General features: G+C 73.7%; 22 protein-coding genes. 9 read left to right on the top strand and 13 right to left on the bottom strand.

Annotation, left to right across the window (positions count from 1 at the left end; genetic code table 11):
* Positions 1-85 precede the first annotated feature (85 nt).
* Genes OG553_RS34930 through OG553_RS34905 form a run of 6 tightly spaced genes read left to right on the top strand, consistent with a single transcriptional unit; the run spans position 86 to position 5387 of the window.
* On the top strand, positions 86-799 hold the full coding sequence (locus tag OG553_RS34930; protein WP_405982872.1) for a glycosyltransferase family 2 protein: 714 nt from the start codon (positions 86-88) through the stop codon (positions 797-799).
* Positions 796-1425 (top strand): DUF2064 domain-containing protein, encoded by a 630-nt coding sequence (locus OG553_RS34925; RefSeq protein ID WP_405982871.1) that lies wholly within the window; start codon positions 796-798, stop codon positions 1423-1425. Before OG553_RS34930 ends, OG553_RS34925 begins: the two co-directional genes overlap by 4 nt.
* Positions 1422-2144 carry a class I SAM-dependent methyltransferase gene (locus OG553_RS34920; RefSeq protein WP_405982870.1) on the top strand — a complete coding sequence of 241 codons (723 nt, stop codon included), beginning with the start codon at positions 1422-1424 and terminating at the stop codon, positions 2142-2144. Before OG553_RS34925 ends, OG553_RS34920 begins: the two co-directional genes overlap by 4 nt.
* The gene (locus OG553_RS34915) at positions 2141-3547 is read left to right on the top strand and encodes a glycosyltransferase 87 family protein (protein ID WP_405982869.1); all 1407 of its coding nucleotides are present in this window, start codon (positions 2141-2143) and stop codon (positions 3545-3547) included. The genes OG553_RS34920 and OG553_RS34915 overlap by 4 nt, the downstream gene beginning before the upstream one ends.
* A 32-nt stretch (positions 3548-3579) precedes the next feature.
* Positions 3580-4821 (top strand): molybdopterin-dependent oxidoreductase, encoded by a 1242-nt coding sequence (locus tag OG553_RS34910; protein WP_405982868.1) that lies wholly within the window; start codon positions 3580-3582, stop codon positions 4819-4821.
* Positions 4785-5387 carry a hypothetical protein gene (locus OG553_RS34905; protein ID WP_405982867.1) on the top strand — a complete coding sequence of 201 codons (603 nt, stop codon included), beginning with the start codon at positions 4785-4787 and terminating at the stop codon, positions 5385-5387. The genes OG553_RS34910 and OG553_RS34905 overlap by 37 nt, the downstream gene beginning before the upstream one ends.
* Here OG553_RS34905 and OG553_RS34900 read toward each other — a convergent pair.
* Both OG553_RS34900 and OG553_RS34895 read right to left on the bottom strand, forming a co-directional pair.
* A complete protein-coding gene (locus tag OG553_RS34900) occupies positions 5332-5982 on the bottom strand; it encodes a fasciclin domain-containing protein (RefSeq protein ID WP_405982866.1) in 651 nt (216 codons plus the stop codon). The two genes, OG553_RS34905 and OG553_RS34900, sit on opposite strands and share 56 nt — an antisense overlap.
* Before the next feature lie 53 nt (positions 5983-6035).
* Positions 6036-7631: a molybdopterin-dependent oxidoreductase gene (locus OG553_RS34895; protein WP_405982865.1), complete on the bottom strand. Its 1596-nt coding sequence runs from the start codon at positions 7629-7631 to the stop codon at positions 6036-6038.
* A gap of 301 nt (positions 7632-7932) precedes the next feature.
* Here OG553_RS34895 and sigK point away from each other — a divergent pair, with 301 nt between their 5' ends.
* Positions 7933-8526 carry an ECF RNA polymerase sigma factor SigK gene (sigK, locus tag OG553_RS34890; protein WP_405982864.1) on the top strand — a complete coding sequence of 198 codons (594 nt, stop codon included), beginning with the start codon at positions 7933-7935 and terminating at the stop codon, positions 8524-8526.
* The gene (locus OG553_RS34885; protein WP_405982863.1) at positions 8523-9275 is read left to right on the top strand and encodes an anti-sigma factor; all 753 of its coding nucleotides are present in this window, start codon (positions 8523-8525) and stop codon (positions 9273-9275) included. Before sigK ends, OG553_RS34885 begins: the two co-directional genes overlap by 4 nt.
* Positions 9276-9281: 6 nt before the next feature.
* Here the strand turns inward: OG553_RS34885 and OG553_RS34880 are convergent, their stop codons facing one another.
* Complete coding sequence (locus tag OG553_RS34880) at positions 9282-9857, bottom strand: TetR/AcrR family transcriptional regulator (protein WP_405982862.1); 576 nt, start codon at positions 9855-9857, stop codon at positions 9282-9284.
* Between the two features lie 70 nt (positions 9858-9927).
* On the opposite strand from OG553_RS34880, the gene OG553_RS34875 reads away from it, so the two are divergent.
* A complete protein-coding gene (locus OG553_RS34875) occupies positions 9928-10821 on the top strand; it encodes an NADP-dependent oxidoreductase (RefSeq protein ID WP_405982861.1) in 894 nt (297 codons plus the stop codon).
* A 74-nt stretch (positions 10822-10895) separates the two neighbouring features.
* Here the strand turns inward: OG553_RS34875 and OG553_RS34870 are convergent, their stop codons facing one another.
* The 10 genes from OG553_RS34870 to ribA all read right to left on the bottom strand — a co-directional run bounded on the left by OG553_RS34870 (position 10896) and on the right by ribA (position 22655).
* Entirely contained in the window at positions 10896-12077 is a 1182-nt protein-coding gene (locus OG553_RS34870; protein WP_405982860.1) for an MFS transporter, read from the bottom strand.
* Positions 12074-12589, bottom strand: coding sequence for a GNAT family N-acetyltransferase (locus OG553_RS34865; protein ID WP_405982859.1), 516 nt, complete (start codon positions 12587-12589; stop codon positions 12074-12076). The genes OG553_RS34870 and OG553_RS34865 overlap by 4 nt, the downstream gene beginning before the upstream one ends.
* 3 nt (positions 12590-12592) lie before the next feature.
* Positions 12593-13951: a DUF6271 family protein gene (locus OG553_RS34860; RefSeq protein WP_405982858.1), complete on the bottom strand. Its 1359-nt coding sequence runs from the start codon at positions 13949-13951 to the stop codon at positions 12593-12595.
* Between the two features lie 14 nt (positions 13952-13965).
* Complete coding sequence (locus OG553_RS34855; RefSeq protein ID WP_405982857.1) at positions 13966-15033, bottom strand: phytanoyl-CoA dioxygenase family protein; 1068 nt, start codon at positions 15031-15033, stop codon at positions 13966-13968.
* Positions 15034-15129: 96 nt separating this feature from the next.
* Positions 15130-16641 (bottom strand): glycoside hydrolase family 3 protein, encoded by a 1512-nt coding sequence (locus OG553_RS34850; RefSeq protein ID WP_405982856.1) that lies wholly within the window; start codon positions 16639-16641, stop codon positions 15130-15132.
* A 114-nt stretch (positions 16642-16755) separates the two neighbouring features.
* Positions 16756-18048, bottom strand: a complete 1293-nt coding sequence (locus OG553_RS34845; protein WP_405982855.1) for an extracellular solute-binding protein — start codon at positions 18046-18048, stop codon at positions 16756-16758.
* 18 nt (positions 18049-18066) lie between these two features.
* On the bottom strand, positions 18067-18822 hold the full coding sequence (locus OG553_RS34840) for a class I SAM-dependent methyltransferase (RefSeq protein WP_405982854.1): 756 nt from the start codon (positions 18820-18822) through the stop codon (positions 18067-18069).
* Positions 18823-18850: 28 nt separating this feature from the next.
* Positions 18851-20527: a WD40 repeat domain-containing protein gene (locus tag OG553_RS34835; RefSeq protein WP_405982853.1), complete on the bottom strand. Its 1677-nt coding sequence runs from the start codon at positions 20525-20527 to the stop codon at positions 18851-18853.
* A gap of 101 nt (positions 20528-20628) precedes the next feature.
* Entirely contained in the window at positions 20629-22002 is a 1374-nt protein-coding gene (locus OG553_RS34830) for an MFS transporter (RefSeq protein WP_405982852.1), read from the bottom strand.
* The gene (ribA, locus tag OG553_RS34825) at positions 21999-22655 is read right to left on the bottom strand and encodes a GTP cyclohydrolase II (protein WP_405982851.1); all 657 of its coding nucleotides are present in this window, start codon (positions 22653-22655) and stop codon (positions 21999-22001) included. Before ribA ends, OG553_RS34830 begins: the two co-directional genes overlap by 4 nt.
* Between the last annotated feature and the right edge of the window lie 86 nt (positions 22656-22741).

Below are 22741 nucleotides of genomic sequence, written 5' to 3'. Positions count from 1 at the left end.
CGGGCCGCCCCCGGGCGGCCGACGTCCGCGTTTCGTAAGGAGTCGATGTCCGCTATGTCCCCGGGGAGTTCCTACGGTGGCAGTCGTGACCGAAAACTCCGTGGACGTCGTCCTGCCCTGTCTGAACGAGGCCGAGGCCCTGCCCTGGGTGCTCGCCCGCATCCCCGCGGGCTGGCGGGCCCTGGTCGTGGACAACGGGTCCACCGACGGATCCGCCGACATCGCCCGCTCCCTGGGCGCCACCGTCGTACCGGAGTCCCGGCGCGGCTTCGGTGCCGCCTGCCACGCCGGGCTCATGGCCGCCGAGGCCGAGTACGTCTGCTTCTGCGACTGCGACGCCTCCCTCGACCCCGGCCTGCTGAGCGGATTCGTCCGCGCCGTGGCCACGGGCGAGGCCGACCTCGTGCTCGGCCGCCGCCGTCCGCAGGGCCGGGGCGCGTGGCCGGCGCACGCCCGGGCGGGGAACCTCGTGCTCTCCCGGATGCTGCGCCGCCGCACCGGCCTGCGCCTGCACGACCTCGGCCCGCTGCGGGCGATGCGCAGGGAGGGCCTCGTGGGCCTGGGGCTGACCGACCGGCGCTCCGGCTACCCGCTGCAGATGGTCGTCCGGGCGGCCGACGCGGGCTGGCGGGTGCGCGAGGAGGACGTGCCCTACCTGCCGCGCAGCGGCAGGTCCAAGGTCACCGGCACCTGGCGGGGCACGTGGCACGCGGTCCGCGACATGCGGGCGGTGCTCGCCGAGCCCCCGTACGTCCCCGCTGCCGACGGCCGGGTCGAGCGTTCCGGGGGTGCGCGGTGACCAGCCTGCTCGTGATCGCCAAGGAGCCCGTGCCCGGCCGGGCCAAGACCCGTCTCACCCCGCCGTTCACTCCCGAGCAGGCGGCGGGCCTGGCCGAGGCCGCGCTCGCCGACACCCTGGCCGCCGTCATGGCCACCCCGGCCGACCGGCACGTACTGGTCCTGGACGGCGCCCCGGGGCCGTGGCTGCCGCCCGGCTTCGAGGTCGTGCCGCAGTGCGGCGGGGGCCTCGACGAACGGCTCGCCGCCGCCTTCGCCGCCCGTACCGGCCCGGCACTGCTGATCGGCATGGACACCCCGCAGGTCACCCCGGAACTGCTGGCGCCCGCCCTGGACTTCGACGCGTACGACGCCTGGTTCGGGCCGGCCGCCGACGGCGGGTTCTGGGCCCTGGGCCTGGCGGCGGCGGACCCGGCGCTGCTGCTCGGCGTGCCCATGTCCGTCCCCGAGACCGGGGCGGTGCAGTACGAGCGGCTCCGCGGGGCCGGGCTGCGCACCGGCCTGCTGCCGCGGCTGCGCGACGTGGACACCGCCGCCGACGCCGCCGAGGTGGCCGCCCTGGCACCGGGCGGCCGGTTCGCCGCGCTCCACCGGCGGTTCAGCACCCGGACACCGGTGGCACGGTGAACGCCCGCACCGCCTCCGCGCCGCCCGCCACCGCCCCCGGCCCGGCCTGGCGGGCCGACCCGTACGCCCTGGCCCTGCGCACCGGGCGGGGCCCGCTCTTCCTGCGCAGGACGGACGGCTGGCTGCTGCCGCTGGAGGTCGAACGCTGGTGCGCCGGGACCGACGCCGCCGACGAGAGCGTGCTCTCGCGCTGCCGCGGAAGCGTCCTCGACATCGGCTGCGGCCCCGGCCGGCTCGTCGCGGCGCTGGCCGTACGGGGCCACCGCGCCCTCGGCATCGACGTGACCCCGGCCGCCGTGACACGGACCGTGCACCGGGGCGGCACGGCCCTGTGCCGCTCGGTCTTCGAGCCCCTGCCCGGCGAAGGCCGCTGGGACACCGCCCTGCTGGTCGACGGGAACATCGGCATCGGCGGAGATCCCGCCGCGCTCCTGGAGCGCACCGCGCAGCTGCTCGCCCCCGGAGGACGCCTGGTCGCCGAGGCCGCGCCCGTCGAGGTGGACGAGCGGTGCGAGGTGCGCCTCGACGACGGCCGCGGCACGCTCGGCACCCCCTTCCCGTGGGCCCGGGCCGGCCGCCGGGCCCTGCTGCGGCACGCCGGGGCCACCGGCTGGCGCACCGTCGGCGGCTGGACGGTGGACGGCCGGCACTTCGCCGAACTCGTGCCCGGACCGCCCCGCGGCACGGCGGTCCCCGGCCCCGGCGGAGCAGCGTCGTGACCCGGCCGCGCACCGCCGGCCCGCGGGCCACCGCCGCCACCGCCGCCCTCGTGACCGCCCTGGTCGCGGCGCTCGTCCTCAGCGTGCGCAAGGACGGCTACTTCGCGGACCCGGCCGGCCTGTCCTGGCTGTACGGCGCCTGCTGGGCCCTGTTCGCTGCGGCCGTGTGGTCCCTGCGGCGGGTACCCGCCCGGCACGCCGCCGCCCTCGTCCTCGCCGGCGGTGTCGCCGTCGCCCTGACCGGCCTGGTCGCCCCGCCCCGCACCAGCACCGACTCCTACCGCTACGCCTGGGACGGCCGCGTGCAGGCGGCGGGCGTCTCGCCCTACGACCACGCCCCGGCCGACGCCGCCCTCCTGCCGTACCGCGACGCATGGCTGTTCCCCACCGGCGAGGCGTGCGGACGGCCGGACCTCGCCGCGGTGTCCGAAGGCGTCTGCACCCGCATCAACCGCCCCCGCGTCCACACCGTCTACCCGCCGGCCGGCGAGCTCTACTTCCTCCTCGTCCACGCCGTCTCACCCGACGGAGCCCGCCACAAGGCCTTCCAGGCCGGGGGCGCCGTACTCGCCGTCACCACCACCCTGGCACTGCTGCGCGTCCTCCGCCGGCGCGGTGACCCGCGCACCGCGGCGTACTGGGCCTGGTGCCCCGCCGTCGCCGTCGAAGCCGTCAACAACGCCCACGCCGACGTCCTCGCCGTCCTGCTGTCCGTGGCGGCCCTGGGGCTGACGGTCCGCCACCGGGCCTGGGGAGGCGCACTGCTGGGCCTGGCCACCGCGGCCAAACTCCTGCCCGCAGTCCTTCTGCCCGGCGCCCTGTCGGGCGTACGCCGTGGCCGCGACGCCGCCGCCACCCTGCTCCCCGCCGCCGCCGTCCTCACCGCCCTCTACCTGCCGTACGTCCTGCTCTCCCGCTCCTCCGTCCTCGGCTACCTCGGCGGCTACGCCGACGAGGAGGGCTACCAGGACGCCTCGGCCGGCAACCGCTACGCCCTCCTGCGCCTGCTGCTCCCCGACTCCTGGGCCGTGCCCGCCGTCGTCGCGGGCATGCTCGCCGTCAGCCTCCACGTGATCCGGCGGGGCGACCGCGAACGGCCGTGGAGCGGCGCCCTCCTGGTCACCGGGACCGCGTTCCTCCTGACCACTCCCGGCTACTCCTGGTACGCCCTCCTCCTGATCGCCCTGGTGGCGCTCGACGGCCGCTGGGAATGGCTCGGTGTCGCGGTCGCGGGCGCTGCCGCCTACCTGACGGGACGTCTCGTCCCGGATGCCGGAACGGCCGTGTACGCCGCCGCCGCGCTGGCCGTCCTCTGCGGCTGGGCGGCACGCGGGCGACCGGCGGCACCCGAGCGGGCGACCCCCGTGCCGGAGCCGTCACCCCGACCGGGAGGGCTCCGGTGAACCCACGCACGCGCAACCCGAGGAGGAACCCCATGACCGCGAAGAACAGCCGCCCGGAGTTCTGGCGCAGCCCGCTGCGCGGCCCTTGGCTGACCGCCGTGTTCGGGATCGTCCTGCTCCTCGGCACCACGGTCCTCTTCGTCACGGGCCTGCTGTCGTACGCCGCGTACGAACCGGACCTCTCGCCGGTCAACGACCAGACCCCGGACAAGGGGTGGCTCGGCTTCTACCTCTTCCCCTGGCCGACCTCTCCGTACTGGCTCTACCGGGTCACCCAGGGCGTGCACGTCACGCTCGGCGTCGTGCTCGTGCCCGTGCTCCTGGCCAAGCTGTGGTCGGTGATCCCGAAGCTCTTCGCCCGGCCCCCGGTCCGGTCGGCCGCCCAGGCCGTCGAGCGGCTCTCCCTGCTCCTGCTGGTGGGGGGCGCCGGGTTCGAGTTCGCCACCGGCATCCTGAACACGCAGCTCCACTACGTCTTCCCGGGCTCCTTCTACACGCTCCACTTCTACGGGGCCTGGGTGTTCATCGGCGCCTTCGCCGTCCATGTGGCCCTCCGGCTGAAGCGGGCCGTACGGGCCCTGCGCGCCGGGCCTCGGCAGCCGGCCCCGGACAGCGAGGAGGCGGCCGGTCTGGTCTCGCCGAACCCGGCCGCTCCCACCATCTCCCGGCGGGGCGCGCTGGGCATGGTGGGCCTGGGCTCCCTCGCACTGCTCGTCGTGACCGCGGGGCAGAGCGTGGGCGGCCGGTTCCGCGGGACGGCGCTGCTGGCCCCGCACGGCCAGGAACCGGGTTCCGGCCCCAACGGCTTCCAGATCAACAAGACCGCCGCCTCCGTCGGCATCCGCCCGAGTGACATCGGTCCGGCCTGGCGGCTGACCGTGCGCGGCGCGGGCCGCCAGATCGACCTCACCCACGCCCAGCTGCTCGGCCTGCCGCAGAACGAAGCGCTGCTGCCCATCGCCTGCGTGGAGGGCTGGTCGACCTCCGACCAGCACTGGAGCGGTGTCCGCCTCGCCGACCTGGCCGCACTCGTGGGCCTGGGCACCAACCCCCCGCAGGTCCTGGTCGAGTCCGTCCAGCGGGGCGGTTCGTTCGGCTCGGTCGTCCTCGGCCACGGCCAGGTCCGGGACCGGCGCTCGCTGCTGGCCGTACGGGTCAACGGGGCCGCCCTCTCCCCCGACCACGGCTACCCGGCCCGGGTGATCGTCCCCGGGGCCCCGGGCGTCCACAACACCAAATGGGTCACCCGCCTCACCTTCGGAGGACCCTCGTGAAGCCGCCCCCCGCCGACGCCGCCGACCGCGTCGCGACCGCCTTCCGGCGCCGCTACGGCGCCTCCCCGCTCCATCTGCTCCTCGTCCTCGCCTCCTTCGCCCTGGCCTGCTACGCGGGCCTGCGCCTGCTGGACGGGGACGCCTTCGGCGTGGCCCTGTGGTTCGTCGGCGCCGCGGTCCTGCACGACCTCGTCCTCCTGCCCCTGTACGCGGTCACCGACCTGGCCGTCCAGCGGCTCCTCGGGCACGGTGCGGCGGACGCGGCGCGCACGCCGCGGGCCGGCGTCAACCACGTCCGGGTGCCCGCCTTCGTCTCCGGCGTCCTGCTGCTCGTGTACTGGCCGCTGGTACTCGGGCGGGTCGGCCACTACACGACCAGCACGGGCCTGCCGGCAGACGTGTTCCTGGGGCGATGGCTGCTGATCACCGCCTGCCTGTTCGCCGCCTCGGGGGCCGTCTTCGCCGTGGGGCTGTGGAACAGGGGCAGGGACGCACGAAGGCCTCCGCCGGCTACCTGGGCATCAGGACGGTGTCGACGATGTACACGTTGGCGTTGGCGGTCCTGACGTTGCCGCAGACCACGTTGGAGGTGCCGTTGACCTTGTAGGACTCGCCGGAGCCCATGGTGGTCACCCTGCCCTTCTGGAGGGTCTCGAAGGAGCCGTTCTCCAGCTGCCCGGGGGTGAGCTCCTGGCCGACGACGTGGTAGGTGAGGATCTTCGTCAGGGTCGCCTTGTCCGCGAGGACCTTGTCGAGGTCGGCCTTCGGGATCTTCGCGAAGGCGTCGTTGGTCGGGGCGAAGACCGTGATGCCCTGCGCGTTGTTGAGGGTGTCCACGAGCCCGGCCTTCTTGACCGCGGCGACCAGGGTGGACAGGGCCGGGTTGTTGGACGCGGCGGTGGCCACGGGGTCCTTGGCCATGCCGGCGAACGAACCCGCGCCTTCCTCGGGCACGCCCGCGCAGGCCGGGCCGAAGGGCTGGTCGCCGGTCATCGGGTCGCCCGCCGGGGCGCTCTCGCCGGTCCTGGCCCGGTCACCCGCGGTCGCGGTGGGAGCCGCCTCGGTGCCGCTGCCGGAGTCGGAGCACGCGGCCAGGGAGAAGGGCAGCAGCGCGGCTGCCGCGACGGCGACGGCGGTACGGCGGATCTTGGGACTGTTCATGATCGATCGCTCCTCGGGGGCGTTTACACGGGGTGTTGAGTTGGCCGGGTGGTCTAGGGGACGGTGACGAAGACGCTGTGCCAGCCGCTCGCTCCGTCGGGGATGGTGCGGGCACGCTGTTCGGTCTGGGTCTGACCGGTTCCGTCGGTGGCGCGGACGGTGACCGTGTGACCGCCGGGCGTCGCCTTCCAGGGAAGGGACCACTGGCGCCAGGTGTCCGCGGAGGCCTGGGCGGCGAGGTCCGCGTCCTGCCAGGGGCCGTCGTCGACCCGTACCTCGACGCGGGTGATGCCGCGGTGCTGGGCCCAGGCGACGCCTGCGATGGTGACGGTGCCGGCGGCGGGGCGGGCGAAGGGCTTGGGGGTGTCGATGCGGGCCTGCGTCTTGACCGGCGCCTTCCGGGCCCACTTCCGTTTGACCCAGTAGGGGTCGTAGGCGTCGAAGGTGGTGAGCTCGATGTCGGTGATCCACTTGCAGGCCGACACGTACCCGTACAGGCCGGGGACGAGCATCCGTACGGGGAAGCCGTGGTCGAAGGGCAGCGGTTCGCCGTTCATGCCGACGGCGAGCATCGCGTCCCGGCCGTCCGTCACGTCCTCGACCGGGGAGCCGAGCGTCATCCCGTCCACCGAGCGGGCCACCAGCTGATCGGCCTTCCCGCCCTGGGACGGCGGGCGGACACCGGCCTCGGTGAGGAGTTCACCGAGGGGGACTCCGAGCCAGCGGGCGGTACCGGTGTAGGGGCCGCCGACCTCGTTGGAGACGCAGGTCAGGGTGATGTCACGTTCGATGAGGGGCCGCGCCAGGAGCTGGTCGAGGGTGTAGGTACGGGGCCGGGTGACGCCTTTGCCGTGGATGCGCAGCCGCCAGGTGCCCGCGTCGACCCTGGGAACGGTCAGGGCGGTGTCGACGCGGTAGAAGTCGGAGTTGGGGGTGGTGAAGGGGCTGACCCCGGCCGCCTTCAGCTGGACGCCGGCCGGGACCGGGGGTGCCGGTGAGGCGGGAGCGGGCAGGACCAGGCCGTCGCGGGAGGCGACGGCGCCCCGGCCCTGTCGGCCGGTGAAGAGCCGGCCCAGGGCGCCGGCCGAGGCGGCCGCCACGGCTGTGAGGCCGGCCGTGGCGAGGAAACCGCGCCTGCTCCATCCCCCGGTGTCCCCCCGGCCCTGCGCACCAGCGGGGGCCGGTACGGGTACGGGTGCGGGGACGGCTTTCGACGCCAGGAGGTACAGGGCGACGGCTCCGGCGAGGGCCCCGACGATCGAGGGCAGTGCGTCGCCGATGCCGGTGGAGTCCGGGCGGTCCAGGGCCGCGGCGGCGCCCGCCGTCCCGAGCAGCAGCACGCCCGCGGCTGCGGCCCTCCGGTGGGAGAGGGCGAGGACGCCCAGGCCCACGGCGAGGACGGCGAGGACCGCGAGGATTCCGAATCGCAGGACGGTCTTGTCGTTCTCGCCGAAGGTACGGATCGCGAAGTCCTTCACCGCGGCGGGCGTCCGGTCGACCACCGCTCCCCCGACGACCGTCAAGGGCCCGGCCGCGGGCCGCACGAGTCCGGCGACGAGGTCGGCCGCGGACAGAGCCGTGAACGCGGCCAGGACTCCGGCCAGTGCGCCGCGTGCGGCGCGGGAGGGGATGCTGCGGAAGCTGCTCACACCCGGGGTTCGGCAGCCGCCGCCCGGCGGATTGGTCCTACCCCCGATCGAGTGAACGGCTCGCTGCCGCGCGGCGGACGACACGGTCGCGCCCGCCGGACGAAGCGGCCTCCCATCCGCAGGGCCTTCGGCTACGAAGGACAGGCAGAACACACAGGTTTCCCAAGACCGGAGCGTCCCCGGGGGCGGTCCGGTCCCGCACCAGCGACGACACGAGGACCGGCATGCGATGGACGCCCCTCCCCCCGATGGCCGCCCCAGGCCGCCCCTTCGCCTCCTCACCAAGGCCGGAGCCCCTCAGGTGAACCGACCGATCCCCCTCAGCGCCGGCCGCCCCGGCGACCCTGCCCGCCAGGAACTCTCCGATGTCATGCACAAGGTCGCCCACGGCGACAAACAGGCCTTCTCCGTCCTCTACGACGCCCTCGCACCCATGGTGTTCGGAATCGTGGTCAAGGTCGTACGTGACCGGGCGCAGTCCGAGGAAGTCGCGCAAGAGGTCATGATCGACCTGTGGCGGCAGGCCGCGCGCTACCGGCCCGAGGCCGGAGCCGTCACGACGTGGGCGGCGACGATCGCGCACCGGCGGGCCGTGGACCGGGTCCGCTCCGCCCAGGCCGCGACCGACCGTGAGCACGCCCGGGCCGCCCGCGAGCACACGACCGCGTTCGACGAGGTCGCCGAACAGGTCGAGATCCGCCTGGAGTCCGAGCAGATCCGCCGCTGCATGCGGGGTCTCACCGAGCTCCAGCGCCAGGCGGTGACCCTGGCCTACTACCAGGGGCTGACCTACCGTGAAGTCGCCGAAGCCCTGCGCACTCCTCTTCCCACCATCAAGACACGCATGCGCGACGGGCTCATCCGGCTCCGCGACTGCATGGGGGTGACCACATGAAACACCACGCCAACGACGCCCACGCCCTTGCCGCCGCCTATGCCCTCGGCGCCCTGGAGGACGGCGAACGGCAAGCCTTCGAAGGACACCTGCGGGCATGTGAGGCCTGCCGGCAGGAAGCCGCCGAGTTCGGGGCGACCGCCGCCCGCCTGGCGGCAGCCGTTGCCCAGCCGCCGCCCGCCGCCGCCAAGGCGCAGGTCATGGCCGCCATCGACGGGGTGCGCCAGCTGCCGCCGCGCGTACCCGCCCCCACGTCGACGGCGCCCGCGTTCGGCGGCTTCCTGCACCGCCGGGCCGTGCCCATGGCGCTGGCGGCCGGCGTCGCGGCCGCCGTACTCGGCGGGGTCGCCGTGTGGCAGACGCAGAACGAACAGGACCTCAGGGCCCAGGCCCGCCGGGCCCAGCAGCAACTCGACGCGGTGGGCGCCGTCCTGGCCGCCCCGGACGCGCGTACCGTCCACGGGAGGGCTGCGAACGGCGCGCTGACCACGGTGGTTTCCTCCGGCCGGCAGAACAGGGCCGTCTTCACCGCCGCCAACCTGCCGCCGGCCGGAGCGGGCAGGACCTACCAGCTGTGGCTCGAACACGACGGCGCCATGCGCCCTGCCGGACTCATCGACCACGACGGCACGGTCATCCTCTCCGGGAGTCCCGCCGACGCCGGCGCCGTCGGACTCACCCTCGAACCAGCGGGCGGCTCCCCCCGGCCCACCACCGCGCCCCTCCTCGTGATGAAGCTTCCCGCCTGACCGGGCTCAGGGTGCGGTGGCTTCCCAGGCCGCGTCGATCATCCGGAAGACCTCGTCCACCGTGGCCCCGGGATCGTCCGCCCGGCGGGCCAGCGAGTAGGCGTCGATGGTGAACCGCGCGGTCGCCCGGCAGGCCGTCGTGCTCCGGGAGAGGCGGGGGTCGGCGGCCAGCGCCTCGGCCAGTGCCTGTCCGTGACGCAGGCTCATCGACTCCTCGTACTCCCGCAGGGCGGGCGATCCGTCGATCATGCGTCGTACGGGGGCGCCGCCCTCCGCCGTGCAGTGCCGTACCAGGGCCCGGACCTCGCGGTGCAGGGCCGCGATGAGCGGCTCGTGCGGAGCCCGGTCGGTCACGGCCCGCGTGAGGCGCTGCTGGAAGTCCTGGTCCCGTTCGAAGACCAGGGCCTCCTTCGAGGCGAAGTGGGCGAAGACGGTGGTGACGGCCACGTCGGCCTCGGCCGCCACCTCACGGATGCCCACTGCGTCGTACCCACGTTCGAGGAAGAGGCGCAGCGCGGTGTCGGCGATCTTCTGACGGGTCGCGGCCTTCTTGCGTTCGCGGCGTCCGGGCGGCTCGGTCATGACCTGACACTACCAGGTATGAATACGTAACCGTTGTTAAACACTAACGGTTAGGGTTAGCTTCGACCGCATGAGGAAAATCAGCTTCGCCGAGTTCGGCGGCCCCGAGGTCCTGCAACTGGTGGAAGCCGAGGAGCCCCACGCGGGTCCCGGCCGGATACGCATCGCCGTACGGGCGGCGGGGGTCAACCCGGTCGACTGGAGGATCCGGGAGGGCCAGGTCCTGGGCGCCCATCCCGTCGAACTGCCCGCCGGGGTCGGACTGGACGCGGCGGGGGTGGTGGACGAGGTCGGCGAGGGCGTCGAGGGGGTCGAGGTCGGGGACCGCGTGTTCGGCGAAGGCTCCGACACGTACGCCGAGTTCGCCGTGCTGTCCGCCTGGGCGCGGATGCCCGGGGGGCTGTCCTTCGAGGAGGCGGCCGGGTACCCGTCGGTGGTGGAGACCGCCCTGCGCATCATCCGCGAGGTCGGCGTACGGCCCGGGCAGAGCCTGCTGGTCAGCGGCGCGTCGGGCGGCGTCGGGTCGGCGGTCCTGCAGATCGCCCGCGCGCGGGGCATCACGGTGATCGGCACGGCCGGGGCCGCGAACCAGGACTATCTGCGCGGCCTGGGCGCCCTCGCCACGACCTATCACGAGGGCTGGGTCGAACGGGTGCGGCGACTGGGCCGTGTCGACGCGGCCCTCGACCTGGCCGGCACGGGCGTGATCCGCGAACTCGTGGGCCTGACCGGGGACCCGGGCAAGGTCGTCTCGATCGCCGACCTCGGTGCGCCACGGCTGGGCGTCCGGTTCTCCGGCGTGGCCGGGAGCGTACCGGACGCACTCGCCGAGGCCGTCGGCCTCATCACCCGGGGCATGCTCCACATCCCGGTCGAGAAGGCGTACCCGCTCACCGACGCGGCGGCCGCGCACACCGACAGCCGCGCCGGGCACACCCGGGGGCGCCGGGTCCTGGTCGTCTGAGGAACGGGACCGCCCCGGTGGTACGGGGGCGGGCCCCCGAGTCGGCCCGCCCGCCGTGAACCGAAGGACGCCGCCTAGGCCGGACCTGTGGCGGTGGGGCGCTGCCAGGTGATGCGGGTGGCGCACAGGGTCACGAGGAGGGCCGACGCGGCCACCGCCGCCATGCCCCAGGCCAGGCCGGCGGCGCTCGCGATGAAGCCGATCAGCGCCGGGCCGGCCAGCAGGCCGGTGGTTCCCATGGTGGCGACCAGGGCGAGCGCGTCCGGGCCGCTGCGCGCGGCGGCCACGTACACGCACGGGGTCACGGCGGCGGCTCCGAGGCCGACGCAGGCGAATCCGATCAGGGCCGGCGCCGTTCCGCCCGCCAGCAGACCGAGCGCCAGCCCCGTGCCGGCGAGGGCGCTTCCGGCCCGGACGACGCGTGCGTCGCCCCAGCGGCTGCGCAGGCCGTCGGCGAAGAGCCGTGCGATCACCATCGTCACGGAGACTACGGCGATGCCCAGCGGGGCGATCTGCTCGGAGGCTCCGGCCACCGTGTCCAGGTAGAGCGCCGACCAGTCGTTCATGGCGCCCTCGGTCACGGTCGCGAAGGCCATCGCGGCGCCCATCCACAGGGCCGCCGCGGACAGCACGGTCCGGGACCGGGGGGTCTTCTCCGCACCGCGGTGGGATTCGTCCGGCAGCAGCCGGGGCCGGGCCCAGGCCAGTGACAGCAGGAGGAGGGCGCCGGCCAGGCCGAAGTGCGCCGTCAGGTTCGGCGTCAGGGCGGTGACGCCGGAGGCGAGGAGGGCCGCGCCCAGGGCTCCGCCGCTGAACGCCGCGTGCAGACGCGCCATGGCGGTGCGGCCGTGGGCGGCCTCCAGGGCGGCTCCCTGCGCGTTCATGGCGACGTTCAGACAGCCCACCGCGAGGCCGTCGCAGCACATGACCACCAGGGCGGTCGGGTAGTTCGGGGCCAGCGCGAGGACGGGCAGGAGCAGCGCCAGGACCGGGGCCGACAGGAGTACGAGGCGCCGGGAGCCGAGTCGTCGCATCAGGGCGGTGACGAGCGGGAAGGAGGCTGCCGCGCTCGCGCCGCAGGCCATGAGGAGGATGCCGAGCCGTGCCTCGGAGAGGTCGAGCCGCGCGGTGAGGGCGGGGAGCCTGGACGCCCAGGTGGCGTACTGGAATCCGAGGAGGCAGAACACCGACGCGATGGCGAGCTGTGCGCGGTGGAAGGGGATCAGGGCGGGCGTGGGCGTGGGTGTGGCTGTCATGTGGCGGGGGCGGCTTCCCGGATCGGCTTGGACATGTAGACGGCGTTCCCGCCGTAGTGCGGTGGTGGGGTGACCTCGTCCTGGGGGCGGTAGCCGTGGGCGGCCCAGAAGGTCTCCATGCCGTAGACGGCGACGAGGGAGATCCGCTGGTATCCCGCCGTCCGCGCCGTGGCGGAGAGGTGGTGCAGGAGGTTCCTGCCGTATCCCCTGCCGCGGAGGTCCTCGGCGACGACGATGTCGTGCAGGTGCAGGTTGCGCGAGCGGTGGACGGTGCGTTCCGGTCGCAGGAGGTCCGGGCAGCGGCTCGCCGGGTAGGGGAAGGCGAGTACGTATCCGGCCACTCGCCCTTCGTGGTGGAGGGTGAAGCAGGTGCCCGGCGAGGGCCTGCCCCTCGATTCCAGGGCGGTCCGCCCCTCGGAGAGCCCCAGGGGGCCGTACACCGCGGCCTCCAGCTCCGCGACGGCGTCCCAGTCGGCCGCGGAGATGCCGCGCATCCGTGTCTCGGCTGCCATGGGCTACGCCTCCCCGTGGTGCGGCGGGCGGAGCGGTGTGGCCCGGCACGCCCGTACCAGGGCCGCCCACGCGTCGACGAGGTGCGCGAAGTCCTCCATGTCCGCGCGCGCCCGGTCGCGGAGGTCCGGGCCCTTCATGAGCAGGAGTTCGGCGAATTCGGCGTAGGCGCCGCCCAGGGTGCGGTAGGAGCGGGTGAGGGTGTCCAGGCGCCGGACGTTCTCCGCGTCGTCGAGCCCGACGCTCTCCCGGACGAGTCCGGCCACCCGGCCGGCCCGGACCCGGTGGTGTCCGTCGAGGAGTGAGGCGCCCTCCTGCGCCATGCGGTCGTGGAGGAACCGGAAGTGGAGCATGGACAGCAGGAACTTCGCGTAGCGGGTCTGGTAGGCCGTGAAGCCCTCGGCGGTCTTGCGTTCGTCGGTGTGGAAGTTCACGATGTGCCGGTTGTGCAGGACGCCGGGCAGGCCGGCGTTGTGCACCAGGTGGAAGAGGAAGTAGTCGCTCCCGATGGTGTCGGTCGCCGGGGGCAGCGGGACCCGCTCGTGGACCTCCCGGTCGAAGGCGATGTTGCACATGTCGACCCGCATGGGGTCGACGAGGGCGAGCACCGTGTGGTCCCGGGTGAACGGTTCGGTGCCGGCGCCCTTGAAGGACTCCTCGACCATGGCCGCCCGCTCCTGGTCGGACCAGGCGGAGGGGGCCCACAGGCCGACGACCTCGCGGTGGACGTCGGGGGCGCGTCGCCGGAGGTCGTCCAGGTCGACGGACGGTACGCCCACGAAGGAGCCACCGACCATGACCACCGGCCGGTCGGCGTAGTCCGCGTGCTCGGCGTGCTCGGCGTGCCGCGCGTGCTCCGCGGCGAGCGCGTCCTCGGTGACGGCGGCGGCCGCTTCGCGCGCGCTCTTCCCCAGGAAGGCCAGTTCGTGGCGGACGGGGAAGACGGGCTCGCCGTCGTGCTCCTGGTAGCGGCTGTCGGAGTCCCGGCGGTGCACCGAACGGCAGCCGAGGGCGGCGGCGATGAGGAAGGCGCGGTTGGTGCAGGCTCCGTACGAGACCGCGGACGGCAGCATGAGGTCGAGCACGCGGCCGGGATCGGCGAGGCCGGCCCGCTCGATCGCCGCGCGCAGGAAGACCTCTTGTTCCGCCTCGTCCAGGTGGTGCGCGACGACGCCCGGTGCGAGCCCGGCCTCGCGGACGGCCCGTGCGTGCCGTGCGTACGCGGGCCGGTCGGCGGAGTCGAGGACCAGCAGGTGCACCTCGACACCGAAGTGGTGTGCGGCGTACGCGGCCTCGCGGCCGATCGCTTCGATCGTGTCGGCGCAGGCCCGGTTGGTGGGAAGGGTCAGGCAGATCTTGTGCACGTCGTTCCTCCTGTTCACCGCGCCGGGGTCCGCTCGGCGTCCCAGGACCGGAGCCCCAGCAGCCTGCTGCCGAGGTCGTTCAGGGCGGCCCTGCCGTAGCGGAGGGATTCGTGCCGGGTGGCGTCGCCGACCAGGGTCGCGTTCCAGTCGGGGGTGGCGAGCCGGCGCCAGGAATCGGTGCGGGAGCGCCGCAGCCGGGAGTGTTCCTCCAGCGCGGGCATCATGGAGAGGTACTGGACGGCTCTGACGCGGTGCGCGGAGGTGTTGGGTGCGACGCCGTGTGCCAGGTGTCCGTTGAAGATGAGCAGGTCGCCGGCGGCGAGTTCGGGCCGGATCACCGGGTACTCGGCACGGTCGATCGCGGGCCTGATCGGGTCGCGGTCGGCCGGCTGGCCGGCCTTCCACTGGTCGAACCGCCTGAACAGCTCCGGCGCGCACTGGAATCCGCCGGTCTCCGGGTGCGTGTCGTCGAGGGCGATGATTCCCTGGACCCGCTGGGGCGGTACGCCGAGGGTGCTGTCCACGTCCCAGTGGAGGTCGATGTCGAAGCCCCGGTCGGTCGGTTCGATGAGGGCCCGGTCGCGGTTCCCGACGTTGGGCGGGTTGAGGTTGAGCCGGTCGAGGGTCACCCACAGCTCCTCGCAGTCCCAGACGTCGACGAACGCGTCGTAGACGCGCTGTGTCTGCCGGCTGTCCCAGATGAGCTGGTGGTGGTAGGCCTCGACGAATCCGTAGATGTAGAGGTGCTGGTCCAGTTCTGAGCGGAACTCCCGCTCCGGGTACCACTCCTGCGGCCGGCCGGGGTCCAGGCCCTGGAACTCCCACGCGAAGTCCAGGAGGCGCCGCGCCGCGTCGGGGGATATGGCGTTCCTGACGATCACGTAGCCGTCCGTCTGCCAGGCGGCGAAGTCCTGCTCGGACAGCACGCGTAAGGGGAGGGTCTTGCGCAGGTCCCGTAACCGGACCGGCGAGAGGTAGCTCTCGCCGTCCGCGCTGAAGTAGGGGAGGTCCGAGGCCGCGCGGTACAGGTGGTCGGGACGTTCGGGTCGGACGGGGTGTTCGAGGGCGTCGAGGGTCGACATGCCACGCTCCAGGCTCCGCACGGTCCGGGGTGGGCGCAGGTGCGGCTCACCCCGGTGTTCCGTGCCGTTTCGTCGGTCGCTTCTCTCGGGTTCGGGTCAGACGGCGCCGAGCAGCACCTCGGCCGCGGCGATTCCGCAGACGCGCGTCGCTCCGTGCGTGTTCAGGTGCACGGCGGCGGGTGCGGCGTCCGACGGGACGCCCATCTCGACGACCACCGCGTCGGGACGGCTGCGCACCAGGCCGTCCAGGGCCCGCTCCATCCAGGCGTGCCGGGCCGCGTCGCGCACCACGACGACCAGGGCGCGGCCCTCGGCGGGGGCCAGCGCCGCCCGGTCGAGGGCCTCGTGGTGCGCCAGGTCCGATTCGCCGAGGCGTACGGAGGTGGTGTCCGGGCGCAGTGCGCGCAGCGGGTCGGCGACACCCCAGGGGGTGCCGCCGTCGATGGCGAGGTGGGTCGCGGGTGACAGCTCGACGACGTGGGGGGCGCCGACCAGCGGCAGGGTGGTGCGGGCGCCCGGCTTCCGGTGGACCCGGACCGCGCGCCGGGCCGCCGTCAGGCCGGTGTCGCGGCCGCCGTCCGGTTCGTGCGCGGCCTGCGGGAGCCGTCGTGACCAGCCGGCGAAGTCGGTGACGCGGGCGGAGGCCTCGATGAGCCGTTCCTCCGGCAGGGCCCCCGACCGGACCGCGTGCGCCAGGGCGTCCGCGAGTGCGGCGGTGGTGGCCTCGTCGGCGCTCTCGCCTCCGACGCACACCGCGTCCGCGCCCGCGGCGACGGCCTTGACCGTCGCGCCGGCGATTCCGTAGGGGCCGGACACGGCGCCCATCTCGATGCCGTCGGTGATGACCAGGCCGGTGAACCCGAGTTCGCCGCGCAGGAGGTCGCCCACGATCCTGGGGCTGAGCGTGGCCGGCAGCTCTTCGTCGTACGCCGGGATGAGCATGTGGGCGGTCATCACGGTGCGCACGCCCGCCTCGATGGCCGCCCGGAACGGCGGCAGGGCGACGCGGGCGATCGTCTCGGCGTCGGCGTCCAGCCGCGGCAGGCCGTGGTGGGAGTCGACGGTGGTGTCGCCGTGGCCGGGGAAGTGTTTGGCGCACGCGGCGACGCCGGCGGACTGCAGGCCCCGGATCCAGGCGGCGGTGTGGCGGGCCACGGTCTCGGTGTCCGCGCCGAAGGAGCGGACACCGATGACCGGGTTCAGCGGGTTGGAGTTCACGTCGGCGCTCGGCGCGTAGTTCAGGGAGACGCCGGCCGAGCGCAGTTCGCGTCCGAGGCCGTGGGCCACCTGGAAGGTCAGGTCGGGGTCGTCGACGGTGCCCAGGGCCAGGTTGCCGGGCCGGGAGGATCCGGTGTGCCGCTCCAGGCGGGTGACGTCGCCGGCCTCCTCGTCGACGGCGACGATGAGGTCCGGGTTCTCGGCGCGCAACTGGGCGGTGAGCGCGGCGACTTGTTCCAGGCTGTGGATGTTGCGTCCGAACAGGACGACGGAGGTCAGGCCGTCGGCGATCCTGCGGAGCACCCAGTCGGGTGCGGAGGTGCCCACGAAGCCCGGCTGGAGCACGGAGTTGGCGAGGCGGGTGAGTTCGGGGTGGCGCTGGTCCGGCATGGGGGTCCTTGTGGAGAGAGGGGGAGGTGGTCGGTCGGGTGGGTGGTGGGCGCGGGCGGTGCGGGCCCGGGTGGCCGGGCCCGCACCGCCCGCGGTTCGGCCGTGCCGATCGCCCTACGGGCGCGGGTCCCCGGCGCCGGCGTTGAGGCGCTGTTCCAGGACGGTGTCGGCCCGGCGGCCGGCCGTACGGGGTGACTGGCCGGTCAGTACGTCGGTGAGCAGGGTCTTGACGGGGTTGGGCGCGGCCTCGACGGTGGGCCAGCGGGGGTCGACCGGGGTGGTGTGGCCGTTGGCCGCGGCCTGCGCCTGTACCCGGACCCCCGGGTGGTCGATCTTCTGGGCGAGGGCGAGCCGGTTGGGGAGCACCCCGTTCGCGATCGCGAGGCGCTCCTGGTAGGCGGGTCCGGTCAGCCGGGCGACCCAGTCCGCCGCGAGCTCGGGCTGTCGGCCGCGCTGCGCGACGGCCACGTGCGATCCGCCGAGGAAGACGCTGCCGGGGCGGTCGGGGGTGGTTCCCGGGACGGGGAACATGCCGAGCTTGCCGCGCAGTTCGGGGTTGATGCGTTCGGCGTCGGCGAGTTCCCAGGGCAGGCCGATCATCTGGCCGGTCTGTCCCTTCGCCAGCACCTCGTACTGGAAGGGGTGGGCCTCGTCCTGGTCCTTGGGGGCCTGGGAGAACGACTGGAGCGCTCGGTAGTACCTCAGGGCCTCGGCGGCGGGCCGTGTGCTCAGGCCGCCCCGCCACCGCGTGCCGTCGTACTCGGCGATCCGCCCGCCGCGGTCGTGGAGGAGTCCGGACAGCACGTACCAGTTCTGGCCCGGGAGGTGGATCGCCTGGAATCCGGGCTCCGCACGGTGGGCCCGCGCCAGGCGCCGGGTGGTGTGCAGCCATTCCTCCTGGTCCCGCGGCTGCGTGAGTCCGGCCTGTTCGAAGAGGTCCTTGCGGTAGATCACCACGCGGGAGGCGGCGTACAGCGGGATGCCGTACTGGCGCCCCCGCCAGTTCCCCGATTCGCGCAGGGAGGGGATCCACTCCCCCGCGCCGAGCCGGTCGGACTGGTCGGAGAGGTCCTTCAGCAGGCCCTCGGCGGCGAAGTACGGCGTCGTGGTGGTCCCGGTCTCCACGACGTCCGGTGCCTCGTCGGAGTTCAGGGCCGCTTCCAGCCGTTGGTCGATCCCCGGCCATCCCTGCATCCGCACGTTCACGGTGACGCCGGGGTGGGCCTGCTCGAACTCCCCGGTGAGCCGTTCCAGTTCCGGCTGGGGGACGGATCCCCACATCAGCCAGACGGTGAGTTCCCGGGCCGCCGGGGCGGATCCGCGGCCGGCGGCGTGGGCGGCGGTCGCCGGGCTCAGCAGGAGGAGGCAGGCGAGGAGGGCCGCGGCATGTCGCAGACGTCGTGGCACGTCGTTCCTCTCTTGGGTTCAGGCGGTCGGTTTGCGGGCTTGGAGCACGAGGTAGGTCGGGACGGCCCGGCGGGCCGTCCCGGTCCGCCGGTCGCGGAAGTTCTCGGGCCGGGGCCGGCCTTCGGACAGGGCGGTCAGCGGCAGCCCGGCCCCGGCGAGGGCTCCGACGTACGTCTCGACGGTGCGGTGGACCTTGCGTACGGAGGCTCCGAGCCATTCGCAGTCGCGCGGGCCCTCGTCGAAGTAGCCGCGCACCCGCATCTCGGACGGCACCCCGTCGTGCCAGTCGCCGTCGTAGGCGCAGGTGACCACGGGGTGTTCGACCGAGACGACCAGGGTTCCGCCGGGGGTGAGGCAGCGGTGGACCTCGTCGAGCAGCGCGGGCAGGTCGTCGAGGTAGTGCACGACCATGCGGGCGGTGACGACGTCCCAGACGCCGGGTTCAGCGGTCTTCCAGGTGGTGAGGTCGGCCTTCTCCAGCGTGCCCGGGTCCAGGCGGGTGGCGGCCAGGGCGAGCATCCGGGCGCTGCCGTCGACGCCGTGGTAGCGGCGGGCCCCGGCGGCGAGCGCGGACGCGCCGAACCGTCCGTCGCCGCAGCCGAGGTCCAGCACGGACCTGCCGCGCAGGTCGCCGGCGAAGTCCGTGACGTAGGGCTCCTCCAGGGTGGCGTTCCCTTCGTCGGTGGCCGCCCGGGCTTCCTGGTAGCGGGGGAAGACCTGTTCGTCGTCGTAGAAGTCGGGGCCGTAGCCGTAGGTGCCGGTGGTCGTGGACACGCGTCCTCCGTGGCGGTGGGGTGGGGCGTCAGTGGGAGACGGGGTACACACGGCCGTCGTACGAGCCGGCGAGGAAGCGGCCCGTCCCTGTGTCGTAGGTGAGGGAGGAGATGCCGGCGGTCGTCACCCGGGTCGTGGTCCAGGTGCCGAGGGTCACGTCGTGGACGGCGACCAGCCCGTGGTAGGAGCCGGTGGCGACGAACCGCCCGTCGGGGGTCGCGGCGACGGACTTGATCGAGTGGTCGTGCGGGGTGGTGACGACGGTGGGTTCGAAGCCGCGCCACAGCCGCAGCTTGTAGTCGCGGCTGACGCTGGCGAAGTCGCCGTCGGGGAGGGCCGCGCAGCCGTTGGCGATGCGGTCGTGGGCCTCGTCGAGGTGGTGGAGTTCGGTGAGGGTCTCCACGGAGAACCAGGTGGCGCTGCCGTCGGCGCAGACGGAGAAGATCCGGTCGCCCGACACGGCGAGGCCCTTGACGGCGTTGCCGTGGAGCTGGAGGGTCGTCTCGTGCCGGAAGGTGCCGTCCGCGGCCACGGAGAAGACGATGCCCTCGCCCGTGTAGGCCCCGACGATCACGTGCGGGAGGCCGTCGCGTTCGAAGGCGGCGCCGCAGTTGAGGGGCGAGCGGTGCTGGTGGAGCACTTCGCCGGTCAGGGCGTCGAAGACCTTGCCCATCTGGCCGCCGGTGACGACGCGTCCGCCGACGGGGGTGAGGAAGTTGCACAGGCTGCCGGTCTCGGCGTGCGGGGTGCCGTCGGCCCAGAGCACTCCGGCGTCGCCGATGGTCAGGGTGCGGTCCGCGTCCACGAGCACCGCGTTCACGCAGGGGGTGCCTTCGATGCCGTCGAGGTTCCACTCCTGGGCCGCGATGCGGTAGGTGGCGTACGAGGACCCGAAGGTGGCGAAGGCCAGGGTGTCGCTGTCGAGGAAGGCGCAGGAGCGCGGCCAGACCTCGGGCGGGAGCGAGGACGTGGCCACCGGGGTGAGCGGGCCGGAGGTGTCCCACACGCGCAGGGTGCGGTCGTAGCTGAGGCTGACCAGCAGTTCCCGGTCGGCGTTGTAGACGAGCCGCTTGATGCCCGCCTCGTGTGCCGGGTGGGTGGTCGTGGCGCCGTCGGCGATGGCGATGATCTCGCCCTCGTCGTTGCCCGCGTAGATGGCGCCGGAGCGGGTGATGGCGACCGTGTCGGTCTCCACGCCGTCGAGGTCGATCTCGGCGAGCATGCCGCCCGTCTCCAGGGACCACCGCTTGATGGTGCCGTCGTCGCTGGAGGAGACCAGCTCGTCGCTCCCGCCCACCCACTCGACGGAGATGACGTCCGCCGTGTGTCCGGTGAAGGTGGCCCGGAGCGCGCCGGTGAAGTCGAAGACCCGTACGTGGTGGTCGCGTGAGGCGGTGGCGATCAGCTGCTCGGTGGGGTGGAAGACGGACATCTCGACGTCGTCCTTGTGGTCGGCGAGTACGGCGACCAGCCGGAGGTCGGGGACCGACCAGAGGCGGGCCGAGTAGTCGCTGGAGGAGCTGACGAGGTGGCGGCCGTCGGGGCTGAACGCCGTCTGGTTGCTCAGGTGGTCGTGGGTGGCGCGGGCGACGGCCTGCTTGTCGGCGGCGTCCCAGAGGATCAGCTGGTTGTCGTAGCCGGCGGTGGCGACGTACCGGGTGCCGTGGGCGGCGACGCCGCTGATGGGGCCGTAGTGGCGGATCACGTGAGTGTCTCCCTCGGTGTGCGGTGCGGGGTGGTGGAGGTGGGGGTGGCTGGATGCGTACGTGGGCGGGGCGCTGTCGGGGCCCTGCGGGCGCCGGTGTGTCAGGCCTCGGCGGGCTGCGGGCTCGGGCTGCCGAGCCGGTGGGGTGCCAGGCCGCCGGTGAACCGGTAGCCGAGGCCGCCGAGGGCCACGAGAGCGGCGAGCAGCACCCACAGGAGCGCGGCCTGCCGCTCGATGAGCGCGCCGACGAGTGCGGGCCCGGTCGTCGCGGACACCGTCCAGGTGAGGTTGAACAGGGACAGGAACCGGCCCCGGGCCCCTGCCGGGGCGAGGGTCGCGGAGAGGGCGACGATGGCCGGAGTGGCGGTCATCTGCCCGGTGGTGAAGAGGAGTACGGCGCCCAGTACGAGGGCGATCGGGACCCCTCCGCCGGTGAGCGGGACGAGGGCGAGCAGGCCCACGGCGGCGAGGATCAGCACCGCCGCCCAGGAGATCACGCGGCTGCGGGCGAAGGTGCCGAGCCGGGCGGTGAGGGTGGACTGCGCGGCGACGATGAGGAGCGCGTTCACGGTGAGCGCGGTCGACGGCAGCCAGGCCGGCAGGTCCTGCACCTCCACGAGGTAGACCGGGAGGATGAGGGTGGGGATCAGCCAGCCGAAGGTCAGCGCGGTCTGGGAGGCGAGGACGCAGAGCAGGATCCGGTCGGCGAAGACGGCCCGCCATCCGGACCGGCCCGTTGCCGGCTGCGGATCGGGCGCCTTCGCCCGGTCCGCTCCCGTTCCAGGTTCCGGTTCTGGTTCCGGTTCCGGTTGCGCCGCTGCCTCGCCGTCCGGCGCCGGGGACCGCGTCGGCGTCGTCTTCCGGACCGGCTTCCAGAACAGCACGGCGGTCAGCACGCTGGTGGAGGCGTTGACGACGACGATGAGCATGGCGGCGCCGGACCAGCCGCTGGCCAGCAGCAGCCCGCCGGCGACCCCTCCGACGGCCACGCTGGCGTTCTTGCCCGCCGCCGTGAACGCGTACCAGCGGTCGAGCTCGGCTCCCTCGGCGAGGTCGGCGACGAAGGCGGGCCAGGCCGCCCAGTACATGCGGTCCGCGCAGAGGACCACGAGCATGCTCGCCACCAGGGTGGGGAGCGAGTCGACGAGGAGGTAGCAGAGGAACCCGGCGGCGGCGAGCAGGTTGTTGGAGATCAGCGACGCCCTGGGGCCCCACCGGTCGACGGCCATGCCCGCGATCGGGGTCAGCGGGATGGACAGCAGCGTCGCCACGCTCGTCCCGAGCCCGACCTGTGCGACCGTCAGGTCGGTGGTCATCAGGAAGAAGAGGAAGGACAGCGGGGTGAACATGCCCGCGCCGAAGGTGTCCAGCGCGGTGGCGGCCACGATCCTGCCCTGACCCGACAGGTCGGGAACCCCCAGGGCGCGGCGCCACCGCGCCGGTGCCGCCGGAGCCGCCGGCGTGGGCCCGCTCACGCCGGTGCCACCTCCGTCAGGGCGATCCGGTGGCCGGCGTGCAGGACCTTGGCCTCGATGTACCGCCGGTTGCCGGCGCCGAGGAACACCCCGGTGCTCACCGAGTCGTGCACCTTGATGCCGGAGGTCGCCAACTGGGCTGCCTTGTCGGGGTTGTTGGTGAGGAGGCGGATGCCGTCGACGCCGAGGGCGCGGAGCATCTGCGCGGCCACCCGGTAGTCGCGCTCGTCGTCGGCGAAGCTCAGCCTGCGGTTCGCCTCGAAGGTGTCGAGACCCTGGTCCTGGAGCACGTACGCGTCCAGCTTGTTGTAGAGGCCGATGCCGCGGCCTTCCTGCCGTAGGTACAGCAGGACGCCACCTTCGGCCAACCGGTCGGTGGCTTCCTGGAGTTGGGGTCCGCAGTCACAGCGGGCCGAACCGAACACGTCGCCGGTGAGGCACTCCGAGTGCAGGCGTACCAGGGGTACGGGGGCGATCTCCTCGCCGAAGACGAGCGCGAGGTGTTCGCGGCCGTCGATCAGGCCGGAGAACGTGACCATGCGGGCCGTGACGGTACGTCCGCCCGCCTCGATCGGTACGGGGACCTCCGCGCGGATCTCGCAGCGGGGGATGTCGTTCTCGGGGTTCTCGTCTACGGAAGAGGCCGTGGCCATCAGTATTCAACACCCTTCTTACGGTTCGTGCCGTGTGGTTCCGTGGGGGCATGCTCGACCGGGCCGCGCCGCAGGCGTGCTGGCGG

It is taken from the genome of Streptomyces sp. NBC_00158 (assembly GCF_045160885.1).
Classification (GTDB): Bacteria; Actinomycetota; Actinomycetes; order Streptomycetales; family Streptomycetaceae; genus Streptomyces.
Note: the sequence above shows the minus strand (reverse complement) of the source record. Positions and strands in the feature narration are given on the sequence as shown.

Coding starts and splice junctions, on each gene's coding strand:
- OG553_RS34910 (WP_405982868.1), top strand. CDS start 3,580: ATGACCGCGAAGAACAGCCGCCCGGAGTTCTGGCGCAGCCCGCTGCGC.
- OG553_RS34905 (WP_405982867.1), top strand. CDS start 4,785: ATGGGTCACCCGCCTCACCTTCGGAGGACCCTCGTGAAGCCGCCCCCC.
- OG553_RS34900 (WP_405982866.1), bottom strand. CDS start 5,982: ATGAACAGTCCCAAGATCCGCCGTACCGCCGTCGCCGTCGCGGCAGCC.
- OG553_RS34885 (WP_405982863.1), top strand. CDS start 8,523: ATGAAACACCACGCCAACGACGCCCACGCCCTTGCCGCCGCCTATGCC.
- OG553_RS34880 (WP_405982862.1), bottom strand. CDS start 9,857: ATGACCGAGCCGCCCGGACGCCGCGAACGCAAGAAGGCCGCGACCCGT.
- OG553_RS34875 (WP_405982861.1), top strand. CDS start 9,928: ATGAGGAAAATCAGCTTCGCCGAGTTCGGCGGCCCCGAGGTCCTGCAA.
- OG553_RS34870 (WP_405982860.1), bottom strand. CDS start 12,077: ATGACAGCCACACCCACGCCCACGCCCGCCCTGATCCCCTTCCACCGC.
- OG553_RS34865 (WP_405982859.1), bottom strand. CDS start 12,589: ATGGCAGCCGAGACACGGATGCGCGGCATCTCCGCGGCCGACTGGGAC.
- OG553_RS34855 (WP_405982857.1), bottom strand. CDS start 15,033: ATGTCGACCCTCGACGCCCTCGAACACCCCGTCCGACCCGAACGTCCC.
- OG553_RS34850 (WP_405982856.1), bottom strand. CDS start 16,641: ATGCCGGACCAGCGCCACCCCGAACTCACCCGCCTCGCCAACTCCGTG.
- ribA (WP_405982851.1), bottom strand. CDS start 22,655: ATGGCCACGGCCTCTTCCGTAGACGAGAACCCCGAGAACGACATCCCC.